Annotated in this window: 15 protein-coding genes; 6 read left to right on the top strand and 9 right to left on the bottom strand. The window is 72.9% G+C overall.

Features of this window, described 5'->3' with window-relative positions; all coding sequences use genetic code 11:
- Window positions 1–69 precede the first annotated feature (69 nt).
- The 3 genes from leuA (at window position 70) to ACZ60W_RS22530 (ending at window position 4221) form a co-directional block, all read left to right on the top strand.
- Window positions 70–1833 carry a 2-isopropylmalate synthase gene (gene leuA, locus ACZ60W_RS22540; RefSeq protein WP_469757136.1) on the top strand — a complete coding sequence of 588 codons (1764 nt, stop codon included), beginning with the start codon at window positions 70–72 and terminating at the stop codon, window positions 1831–1833.
- A 238-nt stretch (window positions 1834–2071) separates the two neighbouring features.
- Window positions 2072–3397 (top strand): choice-of-anchor A family protein, encoded by a 1326-nt coding sequence (locus ACZ60W_RS22535; protein WP_469757135.1) that lies wholly within the window; start codon window positions 2072–2074, stop codon window positions 3395–3397.
- 131 nt (window positions 3398–3528) lie between these two features.
- Complete coding sequence (locus ACZ60W_RS22530; protein WP_469757134.1) at window positions 3529–4221, top strand: TerB family tellurite resistance protein; 693 nt, start codon at window positions 3529–3531, stop codon at window positions 4219–4221.
- An 18-nt stretch (window positions 4222–4239) separates the two neighbouring features.
- Here ACZ60W_RS22530 and ACZ60W_RS22525 read toward each other — a convergent pair whose 3' ends face one another.
- The 7 genes from ACZ60W_RS22525 to ACZ60W_RS22495 form a co-directional block, all read right to left on the bottom strand.
- A complete protein-coding gene (locus ACZ60W_RS22525; protein ID WP_469757133.1) occupies window positions 4240–4443 on the bottom strand; it encodes a BBE domain-containing protein in 204 nt (67 codons plus the stop codon).
- 284 nt (window positions 4444–4727) lie between these two features.
- Window positions 4728–6464, bottom strand: a complete 1737-nt coding sequence (locus tag ACZ60W_RS22520; protein ID WP_469757132.1) for a helix-turn-helix transcriptional regulator — start codon at window positions 6462–6464, stop codon at window positions 4728–4730.
- Between the two features lie 95 nt (window positions 6465–6559).
- A complete protein-coding gene (locus ACZ60W_RS22515) occupies window positions 6560–7930 on the bottom strand; it encodes an FAD-dependent oxidoreductase (RefSeq protein WP_469757131.1) in 1371 nt (456 codons plus the stop codon).
- 159 nt (window positions 7931–8089) lie between these two features.
- The gene (locus tag ACZ60W_RS22510; RefSeq protein ID WP_469757130.1) at window positions 8090–8914 is read right to left on the bottom strand and encodes a hypothetical protein; all 825 of its coding nucleotides are present in this window, start codon (window positions 8912–8914) and stop codon (window positions 8090–8092) included.
- Window positions 8915–8969: 55 nt separating this feature from the next.
- Window positions 8970–9473 (bottom strand): hypothetical protein, encoded by a 504-nt coding sequence (locus ACZ60W_RS22505; RefSeq protein ID WP_469757129.1) that lies wholly within the window; start codon window positions 9471–9473, stop codon window positions 8970–8972.
- Window positions 9470–9664: a DUF397 domain-containing protein gene (locus ACZ60W_RS22500; RefSeq protein WP_469757128.1), complete on the bottom strand. Its 195-nt coding sequence runs from the start codon at window positions 9662–9664 to the stop codon at window positions 9470–9472. Before ACZ60W_RS22500 ends, ACZ60W_RS22505 begins: the two co-directional genes overlap by 4 nt.
- Entirely contained in the window at window positions 9646–10479 is an 834-nt protein-coding gene (locus ACZ60W_RS22495; protein ID WP_469757127.1) for a helix-turn-helix domain-containing protein, read from the bottom strand. Before ACZ60W_RS22495 ends, ACZ60W_RS22500 begins: the two co-directional genes overlap by 19 nt.
- 350 nt (window positions 10480–10829) lie before the next feature.
- Here ACZ60W_RS22495 and ACZ60W_RS22490 point away from each other — a divergent pair, with 350 nt between their 5' ends.
- Window positions 10830–11045, top strand: a complete 216-nt coding sequence (locus ACZ60W_RS22490; protein ID WP_469757126.1) for a hypothetical protein — start codon at window positions 10830–10832, stop codon at window positions 11043–11045.
- Window positions 11046–11103: 58 nt separating this feature from the next.
- Here ACZ60W_RS22490 and ACZ60W_RS22485 read toward each other — a convergent pair whose 3' ends face one another.
- Window positions 11104–12027: an RNA polymerase sigma-70 factor gene (locus ACZ60W_RS22485; protein ID WP_469757125.1), complete on the bottom strand. Its 924-nt coding sequence runs from the start codon at window positions 12025–12027 to the stop codon at window positions 11104–11106.
- Window positions 12028–12062: 35 nt separating this feature from the next.
- Complete coding sequence (locus ACZ60W_RS22480; RefSeq protein ID WP_469757124.1) at window positions 12063–12533, bottom strand: carboxymuconolactone decarboxylase family protein; 471 nt, start codon at window positions 12531–12533, stop codon at window positions 12063–12065.
- 156 nt (window positions 12534–12689) lie between these two features.
- Between ACZ60W_RS22480 and recO the strand changes: the two genes are divergently transcribed.
- Entirely contained in the window at window positions 12690–13439 is a 750-nt protein-coding gene (gene recO, locus ACZ60W_RS22475) for a DNA repair protein RecO (protein WP_469757123.1), read from the top strand.
- Window positions 13440–13452: 13 nt separating this feature from the next.
- Window positions 13453–14277, top strand: coding sequence for an isoprenyl transferase (locus ACZ60W_RS22470; protein WP_469757122.1), 825 nt, complete (start codon window positions 13453–13455; stop codon window positions 14275–14277).
- The last annotated feature ends 128 nt before the right edge of the window (window positions 14278–14405 follow it).

Raw genomic sequence — 14405 nt, 5'->3', positions numbered from 1 at the left:
CCCGCGGGTACTGGCGTTGCGTTCGACAGTCGGCCGTCCCTCCGTTGGACCCCCGAGGAGCCCTACGCAATGTCCCAGTCGCCTTTCGTCAGCCGCCCGACGCCCCTCACCACCGCGACCCACACGCAGCGCCCGTCCGGGATGCCGATCCACAAGTACGGCCGGTACGAGGCCGTGGCCATCCCCGACCGCACCTGGCCCGAGCAGCGGATCACCACGGCGCCGCGCTGGCTCTCCACCGACCTGCGCGACGGCAACCAGGCCCTGATCGACCCGATGTCGCCGGCCCGCAAGCGCGAGATGTTCGACCTGCTGGTCCGCATGGGCTACAAGGAGATCGAGGTCGGCTTCCCGTCCTCGGGTGAGACCGACTTCGCGTTCGTGCGCTCCATCATCGAGGACGGCGCGATCCCGGACGACGTGACCATCTCCGTACTGACCCAGGCCCGCGAGGACCTGATCGAGCGGACCGTGGAGTCCCTGGTCGGCGCCCGGCGCGCCACCGTCCACCTGTACAACGCCACCGCCCCCACCTTCCGCCGGGTCGTCTTCCGCGGCTCGAAGGAGCAGATCAAGCAGATCGCCGTGGACGGCACCCGCCTGGTCATGGAGTACGCGGAGAAGCTGCTGGGCCCGGAGACGGCCTTCGGCTACCAGTACAGCCCGGAGATCTTCACCGACACCGAGCTGGACTTCGCCCTGGAGGTCTGCGAGGCGGTCTGCGACGTCTGGCAGCCCGGCCCGGGCCGCGAGATCATCCTCAACCTGCCCGCCACCGTGGAGCGTTCGACGCCGTCCACGCACGCGGACCGGTTCGAGTGGATGTCCCGGAACCTGACCCGCCGCGAGCACGTCTGCCTGTCGGTCCACCCGCACAACGACCGCGGTACGGCGGTCGCGGCGGCCGAGCTGGCGATCATGGCCGGCGCGGACCGCATCGAGGGCTGCCTGTTCGGGCAGGGCGAGCGCACCGGCAACGTCGACCTGGTGACCCTGGGCATGAACCTGTTCAGCCAGGGCGTCGACCCGCAGATCGACTTCTCGCAGATCGACGAGATCCGCCGCACCTCCGAGTACTGCAACCAGATGGAGGTCCACCCGCGCCACCCCTACGCGGGCGACCTGGTCTACACCGCCTTCTCCGGCTCCCACCAGGACGCCATCAAGAAGGGCTTCGACGCGATGGAGGCCGACGCGGCCGCCGCGGGCAAGACCGTCGACGAGATCGAGTGGGCGGTGCCGTACCTGCCGATCGACCCGAAGGACGTCGGCCGCTCCTACGAGGCCGTCATCCGGGTCAACTCGCAGTCCGGCAAGGGCGGCATCGCGTACGTCCTGAAGAACGACCACAAGCTGGACCTGCCCCGCCGGATGCAGATCGAGTTCTCGAAGATCATCCAGCAGAAGACCGACACCGAGGGGGGCGAGGTCACGCCGGCCGCGATCTGGTCCGTCTTCCAGGACGAGTACCTGCCCAACCCGGACAACGCCTGGGGCCGCATCCAGCTGCGCTCCGGCCAGAGCACCTCCGACACCGACGGCACGGACACGCTGACCGTCGAGGCCGTCGTGGACGGCGCCGACACCGTGCTGACCGGCTCCGGCAACGGCCCGATCTCGGCCTTCTTCGCCGCGCTGCAGGCGATCGGCGTGGACGCCCGCCTGCTGGACTACCAGGAGCACACCATGAGCGAGGGCGCCTCCGCGCAGGCCGCCTCGTACATCGAGTGCGCCATCGACGGCCAGGTCCTGTGGGGCATCGGCATCGACGCCAACACGACCCGCGCCTCGCTCAAGGCGGTCGTCTCGGCGGTCAACCGCTCCGCCCGCTGACCGCCACCCGGCTCCGCGCCCGCCCCGCGCCCTCCCTTCCCGGAGGGCGCGGGGCGGTCTCGTCTGTGAGCTGCGTCACGGTTTCAGGTTCGCTTAAGGAAGATCGTTCCGACATGCCGGAATCGGCGCGATATCCGGTGAGTTGACGGTAGATCGCGGAATGGCGGAAGGTCGGCCCGTCCCCTCGGACATCCCCCCCACGCGCCCCCTCCCCACCCCTCCTGACCTGGAGTTCCGCATGCGCACCACCGCTGCCGTGGCCGCCGTTCTCGCGGTGACCGGTGCCGCCCTCTCCTGGGCCCCCGCCGCTTCCGCCACGACCTCCGCGGAGTGCGTGACGCAGCCGCTCGGCACGGCCGGTCTCTACGCCGAGTTCGTCGAGAAGGACTCCGTCCGGCACTCCGACTCCGAGGGGGCGGTCGCGGTCGGCGGGGACGCGCGCTTCGGCGACCCGGCCCAGCGCTCCGGCTTCTCCATCGGCCACGAGCTCACCGCCGCCGACCTCGCGAAGCTGCCCGGCGGCCACAGCCTCGTCGTCGGCGGCACCCTCTACGCGAACCAGGTCGTCCTCGACCACGGCACCGGCGTGGCCGCCGGGGTCGTCGACCGTTCCACCCCCGGCCAGGGCTTCGGCGTCGACGGCGGCAAGGTCGCGACCGGCGGCTCCCCGGTCGACTTCGCGCGGGAGTTCAAGAGCCTCCGCGCGCTCTCCACCGGCTGGGCGGCCCTCCGGGCGAACGGCGAGGTCGCCGCCGGCTCCCAGGGCCTGTTCCTCACCGGCACCGACGCACGGCTCAACGTCTTCGCGATCGACGCCGCCGACCTGGAGAAGGCCCGCGCGATCACCCTGGACGTCCCGGTCGGCTCCACGACCCTGGTGAACGTGCTCGGCACCTCGTACGACATGAGCACCTCGGCCACCTACGGCGTCTACTACAAGAACCTCGACGGCGGCGGCGACGTCATCGACGACTACGCCGTGCCGCGCGACGAGTACCGCCGGATCCGCGCCAAGCTGCTGTGGAACTTCCCGCAGGCCGAGAGCGTGAAGAAGAACTACACCTCCTGGCCCGGCACCATCCTCGCGCCGAACGCCACCGTCGAGATGGGCGGCAGGAACGTCGGCCCCGGGCACGTCAACGGCTCCGTCATCGCCGAGGAGCTGCTCACCGTCCCCGGCGCCGAGACCCACCGGATGAACTTCACCGGCTGCCTGCCCACGGGCACGGAGCCGGGCCCGGTCGTCCCCCCGGAGAAGCCGAAGCCGACCGAGAAGCCCGTCCCCACGCCGCCGCCGACCCCGGAGGCGACCCCGAGCGAGGGCGGCGAGACCCCCGGCGCCTCCGCGACGCCGGAGACCTCCGCCTCCCCGTCCGCGCCCGCCACCCCGGGAGGGGCCACCACGGCCCCGGCCACCGCCCCGGCGCCCTCCGCCACCCCGGAGGGTGATCTCGCGACGACCGGTTCGGCCATCGGCCCCGGGGTGATCGGCGCCGCCGCGGCCGCCGTGGCCGTCGGCGGAGCCTTCCTGGCCTTCGGAAAGCGCCGCCGCCGCTCCTCCTGAAGGCCCCGGCGGGGTGGCGTGTCTCGGCCAAGTCCGTGGTGAACTCCTGACGGGGTGCTGACGTCGCATCAAGGATGTGGCTAACATCACGCCAACGCCGGCAGTGCAGCCGGGCCGTTGAGGAGGTGCGTGTGCGGTCTGCCCGGAATTCACGTGGTGGGAAAGTGGGCGTCTGCGGAATCCGCACCTCCTGGAACACGGTCGGGGACGGCGAGTTCTTCTGCGAGGAGTGCGGGGGCGACCGGAACTACCGGCGGCGCACCGGCCGGCGCAGGTTCGCCGTCCTGGGCGTCCCGGTCCTGCCGCGCGGCTGTACGGGCCCCGTGGTCGAGTGCGCGGCCTGTCACACGCACTTCGGCACGGAGGTCCTGGACCACCCGACGACCAGCCGTTTCTCGGCGATGCTGCGGGACGGCGTGCACACCGTCGCCCTCGCCGTGCTCGCGGCCGGCGGCACCGACTCCCGGGCCGTGCTCGACCGGGCGGTGAGCGCGGTCCGGTCCGCCGGCTTCGCCGAGTGCACGGCCGTCCAGCTCGTCGACCTCGTCGAGGCGCTGGAGGCCGACACCGGCCGGTTCATGCCCGAGGTGAACCCCGAGGGGACGCTCCTCGCGATCGAGCTCCACGAGGCCCTGGAGCCCCTCACCCCGCACCTGGCCCCCTCCGGGCGGGAGTCGATCCTGCTCCAGGCCGCGCGGATCGCGCTGGCCGACGGGGCGTACAGCCCGGCCGAGATGGAGGTCCTCGGGACCGTCGGCAACGCCCTCGCGTTCGCCCCCGACGACACCGTCCGCCTGCTCGCCTCCGCCCGGACGGTGCCGTAGCGGCCGGCTCCGCCGCGCTCAGGGGACGATGTTCCGGTTGAGCCGGAACAGGTTGTCCGGGTCGTCCCGGCGCTTGACCCCGCGCAGCCGGGCGTAGTTCCTGCCGCCGAAGGAGTGCGAGAAGGCCGCGTCCCGGGAGGCGAAGGCGGTCTCCTCCGGTCCCACCTCGTGGCAGGCCCCGACGACCGGGAAGACCACGGTGTCCGACTCCGGCGACGGCATCGTCTCGCCATACGCCGTGTGGACCGCGATGGCCCGGCGTCCACGGCGTGGATGACGACGGCCGGCCGGCGGTCGTGCAGGGCGTTGCAGACCCGGCGGGAGACGTCGTACGACGGGTCGCCGCGGGTGACGGCGGTGCCGCGCACGGCACCGCGGAGCGTGTCCGGGGATGCGGTCGTGGTGGTCATGGTCCCGGTCCAGCCCGGCGGACGGCGGGGCCGCATCGCCCGAACCGCCCACGGACGGCGGCAGGCCGGGGATGGGCCGGACGGCCCACGGCCGGTTCAGGCCAGGCCGTGCGCGCAGGCGTACGCCGTGGCGGCGGCGCGCGAGCCGACGCCCAGCCGGGCGAAGATGTGGTTCAGGTGCCGTGCCACGGTGCGCTCGCTGATCACCAGCGCCCGGGCGATGTCGCGGTCGGTGCCGCCGGTGGCGACCAGCCTCAGCACCTCGGCCTCCCGGGCGGTCAGCCCGCCCGGCAGCCGTCGCCGCGCCCCGCCGGAGAGCAGCGCCGCCGCGCGCCGGGCGTCCGGGGCGGCCCCGAGCCGCTCGAACGCGGCGCGCGCGGCGGCCAGCTCCAGCCGGGCCGCCTCCTCGTCACACGCCGCCCGGCAGGCCGCGGCGAGCAGCATCCGCACCTGCGCCGCCTCGTACGGCACCCGCAGCTCCAGCCACCCGGCGAGCGCCCGGCGCAGGGGCACCGCCGCGGCCGCCCGGCCCGCGGAGAGGGCGACCGCGCCCTCCGCCGTGTCGGCCATCGCCCGCAGCAGGGGCACGTCCCCGGCGAGGGAGGCCAGCTCCCGCGCCGCCTCCGCGGCCCCGGCCGCGTCCCGGACGGCGAGGGCCACCTCGGTGCGGGCGGCGAGCAGCCGGGCGCGGCCCAGGACGTCGTGGCGCGGGTCGCTCTGGCAGGCGAGGGCGAGGGCGACGCCCGCGACCGCCGCGTCGGCCCGGCCCTGCGCGAGGCGCAGCAGTGCGAGCCCCGGCTGCGGGATCCGCCCCAGCTCGTGCGCGTGGGCGTACGACTCCGCCGCCGCGTCGAGCCTGCCCTGCCGCCGCTGCACGTCCCCGGCGGCGTAGTACGCGGCCGCGGCCGACTCAAGGCGGTCCACCGGCACCTCCCGGCACGCCATCCGGGCCTCCTCCTCCACGAGCTCCCAGGAACCGAGCAGGTCGAGCACCCGGACGCGGTGGGCCCGGCAGACGCCCCGGAAGGGGTTCTCGCCGGAGGAGACGGCCATGGGGAGGGGGCCGCCCGTCCCGGGGGAGGCCGTGGGCCGGCCCGACCAGGGCGGCGCGCACCACTCCATCGCCGCGTTCGTCCACTCCACGGCGCGGCCGAAGTCGGCGGCCTCCAGGCACTGGGTGAGGGCGAGGCAGTAGAGCCAGCCCGTGAACATGCCGGTGAGCTCGCCGGCGCAGACCGCGCACATGGCGTCGTCGAGGAGGGCGAGGGCCTCGGCGCGGCGGCCCTGGGCGAGCAGGACGGCGGACTCGGCCTGGCGGCTGAGGGCGAGCAGGTCGGGGCTGCCGGAGCGGAGCGCGAGGCGGGTCATGCGGTGGGTGGCGGCGAGGGCCGCCGCCGGGTCGCCGTGCTGTTCGGCCTCCTCGGCGTCCGCCCAGGCGAGGAAGCACTGCTCGGGGCAGGGCGGCAGGTCGGCGAGGTGGTGCCGGGCCCGGTGGAGCCACCCGGAGGCGGCGGCGGGACGCCCCAGGCCCCGGTACTCGTAGTGCAGCCACCAGGAGGCGAGCCCGGCGCGCCGGTGGTCGCCGGCCGCGAGGTATCCGGCGTGGGCGCGGAGCCGGGCGGTGACGGACTCGTCGACGCGGCCCGACCACCAGGCGGCGTCGGCGAGCACGGAGAGGTCGTCGGCGGTCAGCGCCGGGGAGGGGTGCCGGTCGTGGGCGCGCAGCAGCGCGTACGCCTCCGGCCAGGACTCCCGGGCGGCGGCGTCCCGGGCCCGCTCGACCGGGTCGGCACCGGCGGTCCCGTCGGCGGTGTGGAGCGCGGGTGCGGACATGGGGCCTCACCTCTTCCCGGTCCTTTCAGGGTAGGACCGGGAAGGGGCGAGGGCCCCCGCGACCGGGGTGGTCGCGGGGGCCCTCGGGGGTCCGGCTACCGGAGGGCGCCGCTGGCGCGCAGCATGTCCTCACGCTCGACGAGCTTGACCCGCTCGCGGCCCTGCGGCTCGCCGAGCGCCTTCTCGGCGGCGTCCAGGGCGTACCAGCCCTCCCACGTCGTGTACGTGAGGCCCTTCTCCTCCAGGAAGGACACGACGGCGTCCTCCTGCGGGGTGTCGGGGGTGAGCAGGCGGCCGTTCGCGAAGTCGTCCAGGAGGTTCGCCACGGTCTCGTTGGCGTCGCCCTTGGTGTGGCCGATGAGGCCGACGGGACCGCGGCGGATCCAGCCGGTGCAGTAGGTGGAGGCCATGTGCTCGCCGGTCTCCTCGATCACCCGGCCGCCCTCGTCGGGCACGGTGCCGCTGGCGGTGTCCCAGGGGAGCTTGGGCAGCTCGTCGGAGAGGTAACCGACGGCGCGGTAGACGGCGGTGACGTCCCAGTCGGTGGTCGTGCCGGTGCCCGTGACGTTGCCGGTGCCGTCGAGCTCGGTGCGCTCGGTCCGCAGGCCGACGACCTTGCCGTCCTCGCCGAGGATCTCCACGGGCGACTCGAAGAAGTGCAGGAACAGCTTGTGCGGGCGCTCGCCGACGTCGCGGATCGCCCAGTTCTCCAGCGTCTTGGCGACCATGTCGGTCTGCTTGTTCTTCCGCCGCTCGGCGATCGAGCCCTCGTCGTAGTCGATGTCCTCGGGGTTGACGATGACCTCGATGGTGGGGGAGTGGTCCAGCTCGCGCAGCTCCATGGGGCTGAACTTGGCCTGGGCGGGGCCGCGGCGGCCGAAGACGTGGATCTCGACGGCCTTGTTGGCCTGGAGGCCCTCGTGGACGTTCGGCGGGATCTCGGTGGGCAGCAGCTCCTCGGCGGTCTTGGCGAGGATGCGGGCGACGTCGAGGGCGACGTTGCCGACGCCGAGGACGGCGACCTTCTCGGCGTGCAGCGGCCAGGTGCGCGGGACGTCGGGGTGGCCGTCGTACCAGGAGGCGAAGTCGGCGGCGCCGTAGGAGCCGTCGAGCTCGACGCCGGGGATGCGGAGCTCGCGGTCGGCCATGGCGCCGGTGGAGAAGACCACGGCGTCGTAGAAGGCGCGCAGGTCGTCGAGGTGGATGTCGGTGCCGTAGTCGACGTTGCCGAAGAGGCGCACCTGCGGCTTGTCGAGGACCTGGTGGAGGGCGGTGATGATGCCCTTGATGCGCGGGTGGTCCGGGGCGACGCCGTAGCGGATGAGGCCGAAGGGCGCGGGCATCCGCTCGAAGAGGTCGATGGACACACCCGGCTCGGCGGCGGCGTCGGACTTCAGCAGCGCATCGGCGGCGTAGATTCCGGCGGGGCCGGCGCCGACGATCGCGACCCGGAGGGGGCGGGGCATGTCAGGTTCCCTTCGCAAGCGACGTGGCGGCGAAGCCGCCGACACTTAGGTCACCCTAAATAATGACGCTCGAGAAATGGTACCCGGCCCCGGTCTATGAGCTCATAAGACGGACTTATGGCTTCCATAAGTGTGCCTGTGTGACCGTCGGCAGGGCCGTCACGACAGGGTGTCGAAGCTGCCGAAGAAGAAGGCCGCGACGACCGACCCCAGGGCCGCCCCCGTGAAGAGGAGGCCGACGAGGAGGACGGCCAGCACCCCGACGGCGTTCCTGACCCGGCGCGACCGCGCCCGCAGCGGCACGACCCGTCCGGGGTCCCGCGGATCGTAGGCCGCCTGGATGTCCCAGGTCCGGACGGGCGACCGCACCGAACGCACCAGGCCCGCGGGATCCGTGTAGACGTACACGTCCTCGTCCCGCAGCCGGATCGCCGCGGTGCGTACGCCGTGCCGCCGCAGGTGCCGCTCCTCGGCGTAGTCGTACGCCAGCACCGCCGCGAGCGCGACCACCGGCACCCCGACGCAGGCGAACGGAATGAGCACGATGAGGGTGGCCGGGTACCCCGCGACGCTCACGAGCACGCACAGGGCGACGACCGTCAGCGTCGCGATCAGCGTGCCGCGCTTCACCCGCCGCAGCCAGTTCCGGTAGCTCGGCTGGTACAGCCGCTCGCCCGTGACGAGGTCCGCGCCGTCGACCGCGTCCGCCCGCTCCGGCAGCGCCGCGTTCACCGCCGCCGCGAAGGCCGTGGCCGCCGCCTCGTCCACCACGTCCCACACCCGGTGCACGTGCGTCCGCTCCGACCCCGGCGCGGACGTCAGCTCGATCGTGACCGTCCGTCCCTCGGCCAGCACCCGGGCGACCGCCCGCAGCGGGATGAGCGCCTGCTCGTGCGGCCGGCGGACGAGCAGCGCCTCGCCCTCGGGCCGCACGACGGTGTCCGCGCCGGCGTGGAGGACGGGTATGGGCGAGGTGATCGACATGGGCGTGATCGTAGAGGGGGACGCGGCGGCCCCGGAAGGCATGACGCCTCCCCGATCACCCCGCGAACGCCTGCACCGCGAGGACCGCGACCCCCACGACCCCCGCAGCGCCCATGACCGTGCCGACCAGCGCCGTGAAGGCCAGCCGGATCCGCTCGCCGGTCGACGACGCGACGACCGCGTGGTGCGGCGCCCGGGGCAGATAGCTCACGACCACCCGGTCGCCCCCGGTCCTCGCGGTGTACACGTGCGCCGTCCCGGTCGTGTCCACGTACCGGTACGCCCTCGCGGTGTCGGTGTAGTGGTCGAACTCCGCCACCACCGTGACCCCGCGCTCCGGGATGTACCACGACTCGCGGAGCGACTCCCCGACCGCGTACGCGATCCCGGCCCCGAACAGGGCGAACACCGCGGGCAGGACGATCAGCGCCCCGTACCCCCAGCCGCCCGCCACGCCCGCCGTCACCGCCGGCACGACGACCCATCCGAGACCGGCGAGCACGGCCGTCCCGGCCCTGCCCCCACCGTGCCGGGGCGCGGCGGCCGCCGCCGTCGTCATCTCGCGAGGCCGGCGACGAACACGGACCAGGCGGCGGCGGTCACGACGACCACGGGACCCTCGGCGACCTTGGTGTCCCGCACGGGGACGATGCCGGGAACGTCGCGCGTGACCTCGACGCAGTTGCCGCCGTCGCCGTCGCTGTAGGAGCTCTTGCGCCAACGGGCGTTGCTCAGGTCGTACGCGCGCATCGTCTGTGGTCCTCCGCCGCCGACTCGATGAGAGGCAGGGACGCTTCCGGCGACAGAGCGGCGGCCCTGAGCAGATCGTAGGTGGCCTGTGCCCGCTTCACCACTGCCGGATCGTCGAGGAGGTTGCCCGAATACACCGCCTCTGTATAGGCCGTTGGGGGAGCGTCCTCGAACTCCATGAGCTTCAGCGGTTTGCCCATCTGTGGGTAGGCGCCTGCGGCGAACGGGAGCACCTGGATGAGGGCCACGCGCCTCCGGGCCTGTGTCGCGAGGTGGTCCAGCTGTTCGGCCATGACGGCGGCTCCGCCCACGGGGATGCGCAGCGCGGTCTCGTGCAGGATCACCCAGTACACGGGCCGGGTGGCGTCCGCAAGGATCGCGGAACGGTCCAGTCGTCCCTTGACCGTGTCGTCGACGTACTCGTCGGTGGCGAGCGGATTGCTCGCGCGCACGACCGACCGAGCGTAGGCGGGCGTCTGGAGCAGTCCCGGAACGGCCGTCGACTCGAACTCGCAGATCTTCGTGGCCATGTCCTCCAGTTCGGCGGCGGCCTGGAAATAAGACGCGTACGGCGAGTTGTCGATGAGTTTCCGCCACGTGCGTTCGAAAATACCACCGGTTTGTAGGACGTCGTCGATTCGCTGTGCCACGTCCAGCTGCGGCTTTCGAATTCCCTGCTCGAACAGGCCGATGTAGGCGCCGGATACGAACACGCGTCTGCCCAGCTCGCCCTGGGAGAGGCGGGCGCCTTCGCGGCGTTCCTTGAGCACCTCGCCGAAGAACTCCCAGGCGTCCTGCTGCTTGCTTCTGGCCATGGATTAACTCCCGCACGCTACGCCGCAGTTGTCGGAGCCGGGCGGCTGCCGATTCTACGGATGTGCCGTCAGTCTGGAGAGGCGAAGCGGGAAATGGATTCAGAAAGGCATACGTTGGTGAAGGAAGACATCACGAAGACGACCACGGGGGCGGTCGGAGCGGCACAAGAGGCGGTGACGGAATTGCGGGAGGCACTGGCGAGAGCGGGAATCACGCTCCCTTCGCTGGGGCTCGACGTCGTCACGCTCGCGGCCGAGCCTCCGCGGCCGCTCGTGGAATTGGGATGCTGCACGGTGGAAACGGCCCGGCTCCTCGCCGCCGCCGTACTGCCGAGGGAGGAGAGTCGCTCATGACGCTGCCCATCGGGTCGTACGTCGTCGAGATCCGCACGGGACGGGTCGGGAGGGTGATGGGGCACGAGGGGCCCTACGTGCAGGTGCGCCCGCTGGGGGGCGGGCGCGAGTGGGACGTGGAGCCGGACGGGGTGCGGGAGGCGACGTCGTCGGAGCGGCTGAGCGCGGCGACGGCGCACGCGAACGCGCGGAGCAGGGGCGAGGTGCCCTGAGGGCGCCCGCGGGCCGGCGCGCACGGAGGGAGCTCGCCGGCCGGTGACCGCGGCCGGGTCAGCGGGCCTGGCGGCGGGCCTCCTTGAGTTCGCGATTGAGGGCCCAGGCGTCGGCGACGGGGCCGAGGTGGCCGAGCTTGTCGGGGTTGGTGACGGCGCGGATGGTCTGGACGCGTCCGTCGAGGACGTCGAGGGCGAGGGCCTGGACGATCCGGCCGTCGCGGTCGCGGTAGAGGGCGCCGGGCTGGCCGTTGACCTCGCAGGGCTCGCACGTGACGTCGATGCGGGCCAGCCAGGGGAGCAGTGAGGTGAGGAGCCGGGCGACGTTCTCCGCGCCGACGACGGCGCGGGCGAGCTGGGGGGACTTGCCGCCGCCGTCGCCGACGAGGCGGACGTCGACGGAGAGCAGGTCCTGGAGGCCGCCGAGGTCGCCGTTCTCCAGGGCGCCGAAGAAGCGGGCGGCGAGCTCCCGGCGCTCCTCGCGGTCGGCGGCGAAGCGGGGGCGGCCGTCGTGCATGTGGCGCCGGGCGCGGACGAGGAGCTGGCGGCAGGCGGCCTCCGAGCGGCCGACGGCCTCCGCGACGTCCTCGTAGTCGAAGGCGAAGACCTCGCGGAGCAGAAAGACGGCCCGTTCGAGGGGGCTGAGGCGTTCCAGGAGGAGCAGGGCGGCCATGGAGACGGAGTCGGCGAGCTCGGCCGACCGCGCCGGGTCCTGGTAGGGGTCGCTGAGGAGCGGTTCGGGGAACCAGGGGCCGACGTACTCCTCGCGGCGGACCCGCGCGGAGCGCAGGACGTCGATCGAGAGGCGGGTGATCGTGGTCGACAGGAACGCCTTGACGGAGGCGGGGCGGGTCGGCGAGGCGTCGAAGCGGAGCCAGGTCTCCTGGACGGCGTCCTCGGCCTCGCCGACGCTGCCGAGGATGCGGTAGGCGATGGAGAAGAGCAGCGGGCGCAGCTCCTCGAACTCCTCGACCTTGCTCATGGGCGCTTCCTTCCTGTCGGTGTGCGTCGCTCGGATCAGTGGAACCGTCCGGGAACGTAGTCGCCGGCCGGCTGCCGGGTGATGGCGTTCAGGCGGTTCGCCAGGTTCATGAAGCCGATGTGGAGGACGAGGGCGGCGAGCTGCTCCTCGTCGTAGTGGAGGGCGGCCCGCTCCCAGACGGCGTCGCCGACGCCGGTGCCGTCGGCGATGCGGGTGCCCTCCTCGGCGAGTTCCAGCGCGGCGCGCTCGGCCTCGGTGTAGACGGTCGCCTCGCGCCACGCCGCGACCAGGTTGATCCGTACCGCGGTCTCGCCGGCGTGGGCCGCTTCCTTGGTGTGCATGTCGATGCAGACGGCGCAGCCGTTGATCTGGCTCACGCGCAGGGCCACCAGCTCCTGGGTCGCGGCGGGGACCGTGGACTCCTTGACCGCCTTGCCCGCCGCCATGAGGTGCTTGAACGACTTGCCGAAGACCGGGTTCGTGAAGAGGTTCAGACGCGCGTCCATGGGGTGCTCCTTCGTGAGTGTGTCGGTCGCTCGCTACACCCCTGAGACGAGACGGCCGGGAGCCCTGTGACACGGACGCATGTGACCTGCGTCTCCCCGCGGACGGACACCCCGCCCCGGGCCCGGCTGTCCGTGGCGTACGCGAGAATGGGGCGCATGAGTCTGTTCCGCGACGACGGCATCGTGCTGCGCACCCAGAAGCTGGGCGAAGCGGACCGCATCATCACGCTCCTCACGCGCGGTCACGGCCGCGTGCGCGCCGTCGCGCGCGGCGTGCGCCGGACGAAGTCGAAGTTCGGGGCGCGCCTCGAACCCTTCTCCCACGTCGACGTGCAGTTCTTCGCGCGGGGGAGCGACCTGGTCGGACGCGGCCTGCCGCTCTGCACCCAGAGCGAGACCATCGCCGCGTACGGCAGCGGCATCGTCACCGACTACGCCCGCTACACGGCCGGCACGGCCATGCTGGAGACGGCGGAGCGCTTCACCGACCACGAGGGCGAGCCCGCGGTCCAGCAGTACCTGCTGCTCGTCGGCGGCCTGCGGACGCTCGCCCGCGGCGAGCACGCCCCCCATCTGATCCTCGACGCCTTCCTGCTCCGCTCCCTGGCCGTCAACGGCTACGCGCCGAGCTTCGAGGACTGCGCGAAGTGCGGGATCCACGGCCCGAACCGGTTCTTCTCGGTCGCGGCCGGCGGCGTCATCTGCGGCGACTGCCGCGTCCCCGGAAGCGTCGTACCCTCTGCGGAGGCCATCGGCCTGCTCAGCGCGCTCCTCACCGGAGACTGGGCGACGGCGGACGCGTGCGAGCCGCGTCACGTCAGGGAGGGCAGCGGACTCGTGTCCGCCTATCTGCACTGGCACCTGGAGCGCGGCCTGCGCTCCCTGCGGTACGTAGAGAAGAACTAGGAGATCCATCGCCATGGCCATCGCACGACTGCTCGGGCGCCAGCGCCGGGAGTACCGGACCCCCGAGCCGCACCCGTCGGGCGCCCGCCCGCCGAAGCTCCAGTCGGAGCTCGTCCCCGAGCACGTCGCGATCGTGATGGACGGCAACGGCCGGTGGGCCAAGGAGCGCGGGCTGCCGCGTACCGAGGGGCACAAGGTCGGTGCCGAGCAGGTGCTCGACGTGCTGCAGGGTGCGATCGAGATGGGGGTGGGGGCGATCTCGCTGTACGCCTTCTCCACCGAGAACTGGAAGCGGTCGCCCGAAGAGGTGCGCTTCCTGATGAACTTCAACCGCGACTTCATCCGCAAGACCCGCGACCAGCTCGACGAGCTCGGCATCCGGGTCCGCTGGGTGGGCCGGATGCCGAAGCTGTGGAAGTCCGTGGCCAAGGAGCTCCAGGTCGCCCAGGAGCAGACCAAGGACAACACCAGGCTCACGCTGTACTTCTGCATGAACTACGGCGGCCGCGCGGAGCTGACGGACGCGGCGCAGGCGCTGGCCGAGGACGTGAAGGCGGGACGCCTCGACCCGGCGAAGATCACCGAGAAGACCATCCAGAAGTACCTGTACTACCCGGACATGCCGGACGTCGACCTCTTCCTGCGGCCCAGCGGGGAGCAGCGCACCTCCAACTACCTGATCTGGCAGAGCGCCTACGCCGAGATGGTCTTCCAGGACGTGCTGTGGCCCGACTTCGACCGCCGCGACCTGTGGCGCGCCTGCATCGAGTACGCCCAGCGCGACCGCCGCTTCGGCGGCGTCGACCCGGCCGACCTGGCCGTCCTGGAGAAGGGCTGAGGGCGCTCCTGGCAGACGAGCGGGGGGGGGGGGGGGGGGGGCGGGGGGGGGGGGGGGGGGGGGGGGGGGGGGGGGGGGGGGGGTGCGGGGGGGGGGGGGAGAGGGGGGGGGGGGGGGGGGCGGGGTGC

This window comes from Streptomyces sp. NPDC104202, assembly GCF_055584185.1.
This window is presented reverse-complemented; position numbering and strand designations above follow the sequence as displayed.

Coding starts and splice junctions, on each gene's coding strand:
- leuA (WP_469757136.1), top strand. CDS start 70: ATGTCCCAGTCGCCTTTCGTCAGCCGCCCGACGCCCCTCACCACCGCG.
- ACZ60W_RS22535 (WP_469757135.1), top strand. CDS start 2,072: ATGCGCACCACCGCTGCCGTGGCCGCCGTTCTCGCGGTGACCGGTGCC.
- ACZ60W_RS22525 (WP_469757133.1), bottom strand. CDS start 4,443: ATGCCGTCGCCGGAGTCGGACACCGTGGTCTTCCCGGTCGTCGGGGCC.
- ACZ60W_RS22520 (WP_469757132.1), bottom strand. CDS start 6,464: ATGTCCGCACCCGCGCTCCACACCGCCGACGGGACCGCCGGTGCCGAC.
- ACZ60W_RS22515 (WP_469757131.1), bottom strand. CDS start 7,930: ATGCCCCGCCCCCTCCGGGTCGCGATCGTCGGCGCCGGCCCCGCCGGA.
- ACZ60W_RS22510 (WP_469757130.1), bottom strand. CDS start 8,914: ATGTCGATCACCTCGCCCATACCCGTCCTCCACGCCGGCGCGGACACC.
- ACZ60W_RS22505 (WP_469757129.1), bottom strand. CDS start 9,473: ATGACGACGGCGGCGGCCGCCGCGCCCCGGCACGGTGGGGGCAGGGCC.
- ACZ60W_RS22500 (WP_469757128.1), bottom strand. CDS start 9,664: ATGCGCGCGTACGACCTGAGCAACGCCCGTTGGCGCAAGAGCTCCTAC.
- ACZ60W_RS22495 (WP_469757127.1), bottom strand. CDS start 10,479: ATGGCCAGAAGCAAGCAGCAGGACGCCTGGGAGTTCTTCGGCGAGGTG.
- ACZ60W_RS22490 (WP_469757126.1), top strand. CDS start 10,830: ATGACGCTGCCCATCGGGTCGTACGTCGTCGAGATCCGCACGGGACGG.
- ACZ60W_RS22485 (WP_469757125.1), bottom strand. CDS start 12,027: ATGAGCAAGGTCGAGGAGTTCGAGGAGCTGCGCCCGCTGCTCTTCTCC.
- ACZ60W_RS22480 (WP_469757124.1), bottom strand. CDS start 12,533: ATGGACGCGCGTCTGAACCTCTTCACGAACCCGGTCTTCGGCAAGTCG.
- recO (WP_469757123.1), top strand. CDS start 12,690: ATGAGTCTGTTCCGCGACGACGGCATCGTGCTGCGCACCCAGAAGCTG.
- ACZ60W_RS22470 (WP_469757122.1), top strand. CDS start 13,453: ATGGCCATCGCACGACTGCTCGGGCGCCAGCGCCGGGAGTACCGGACC.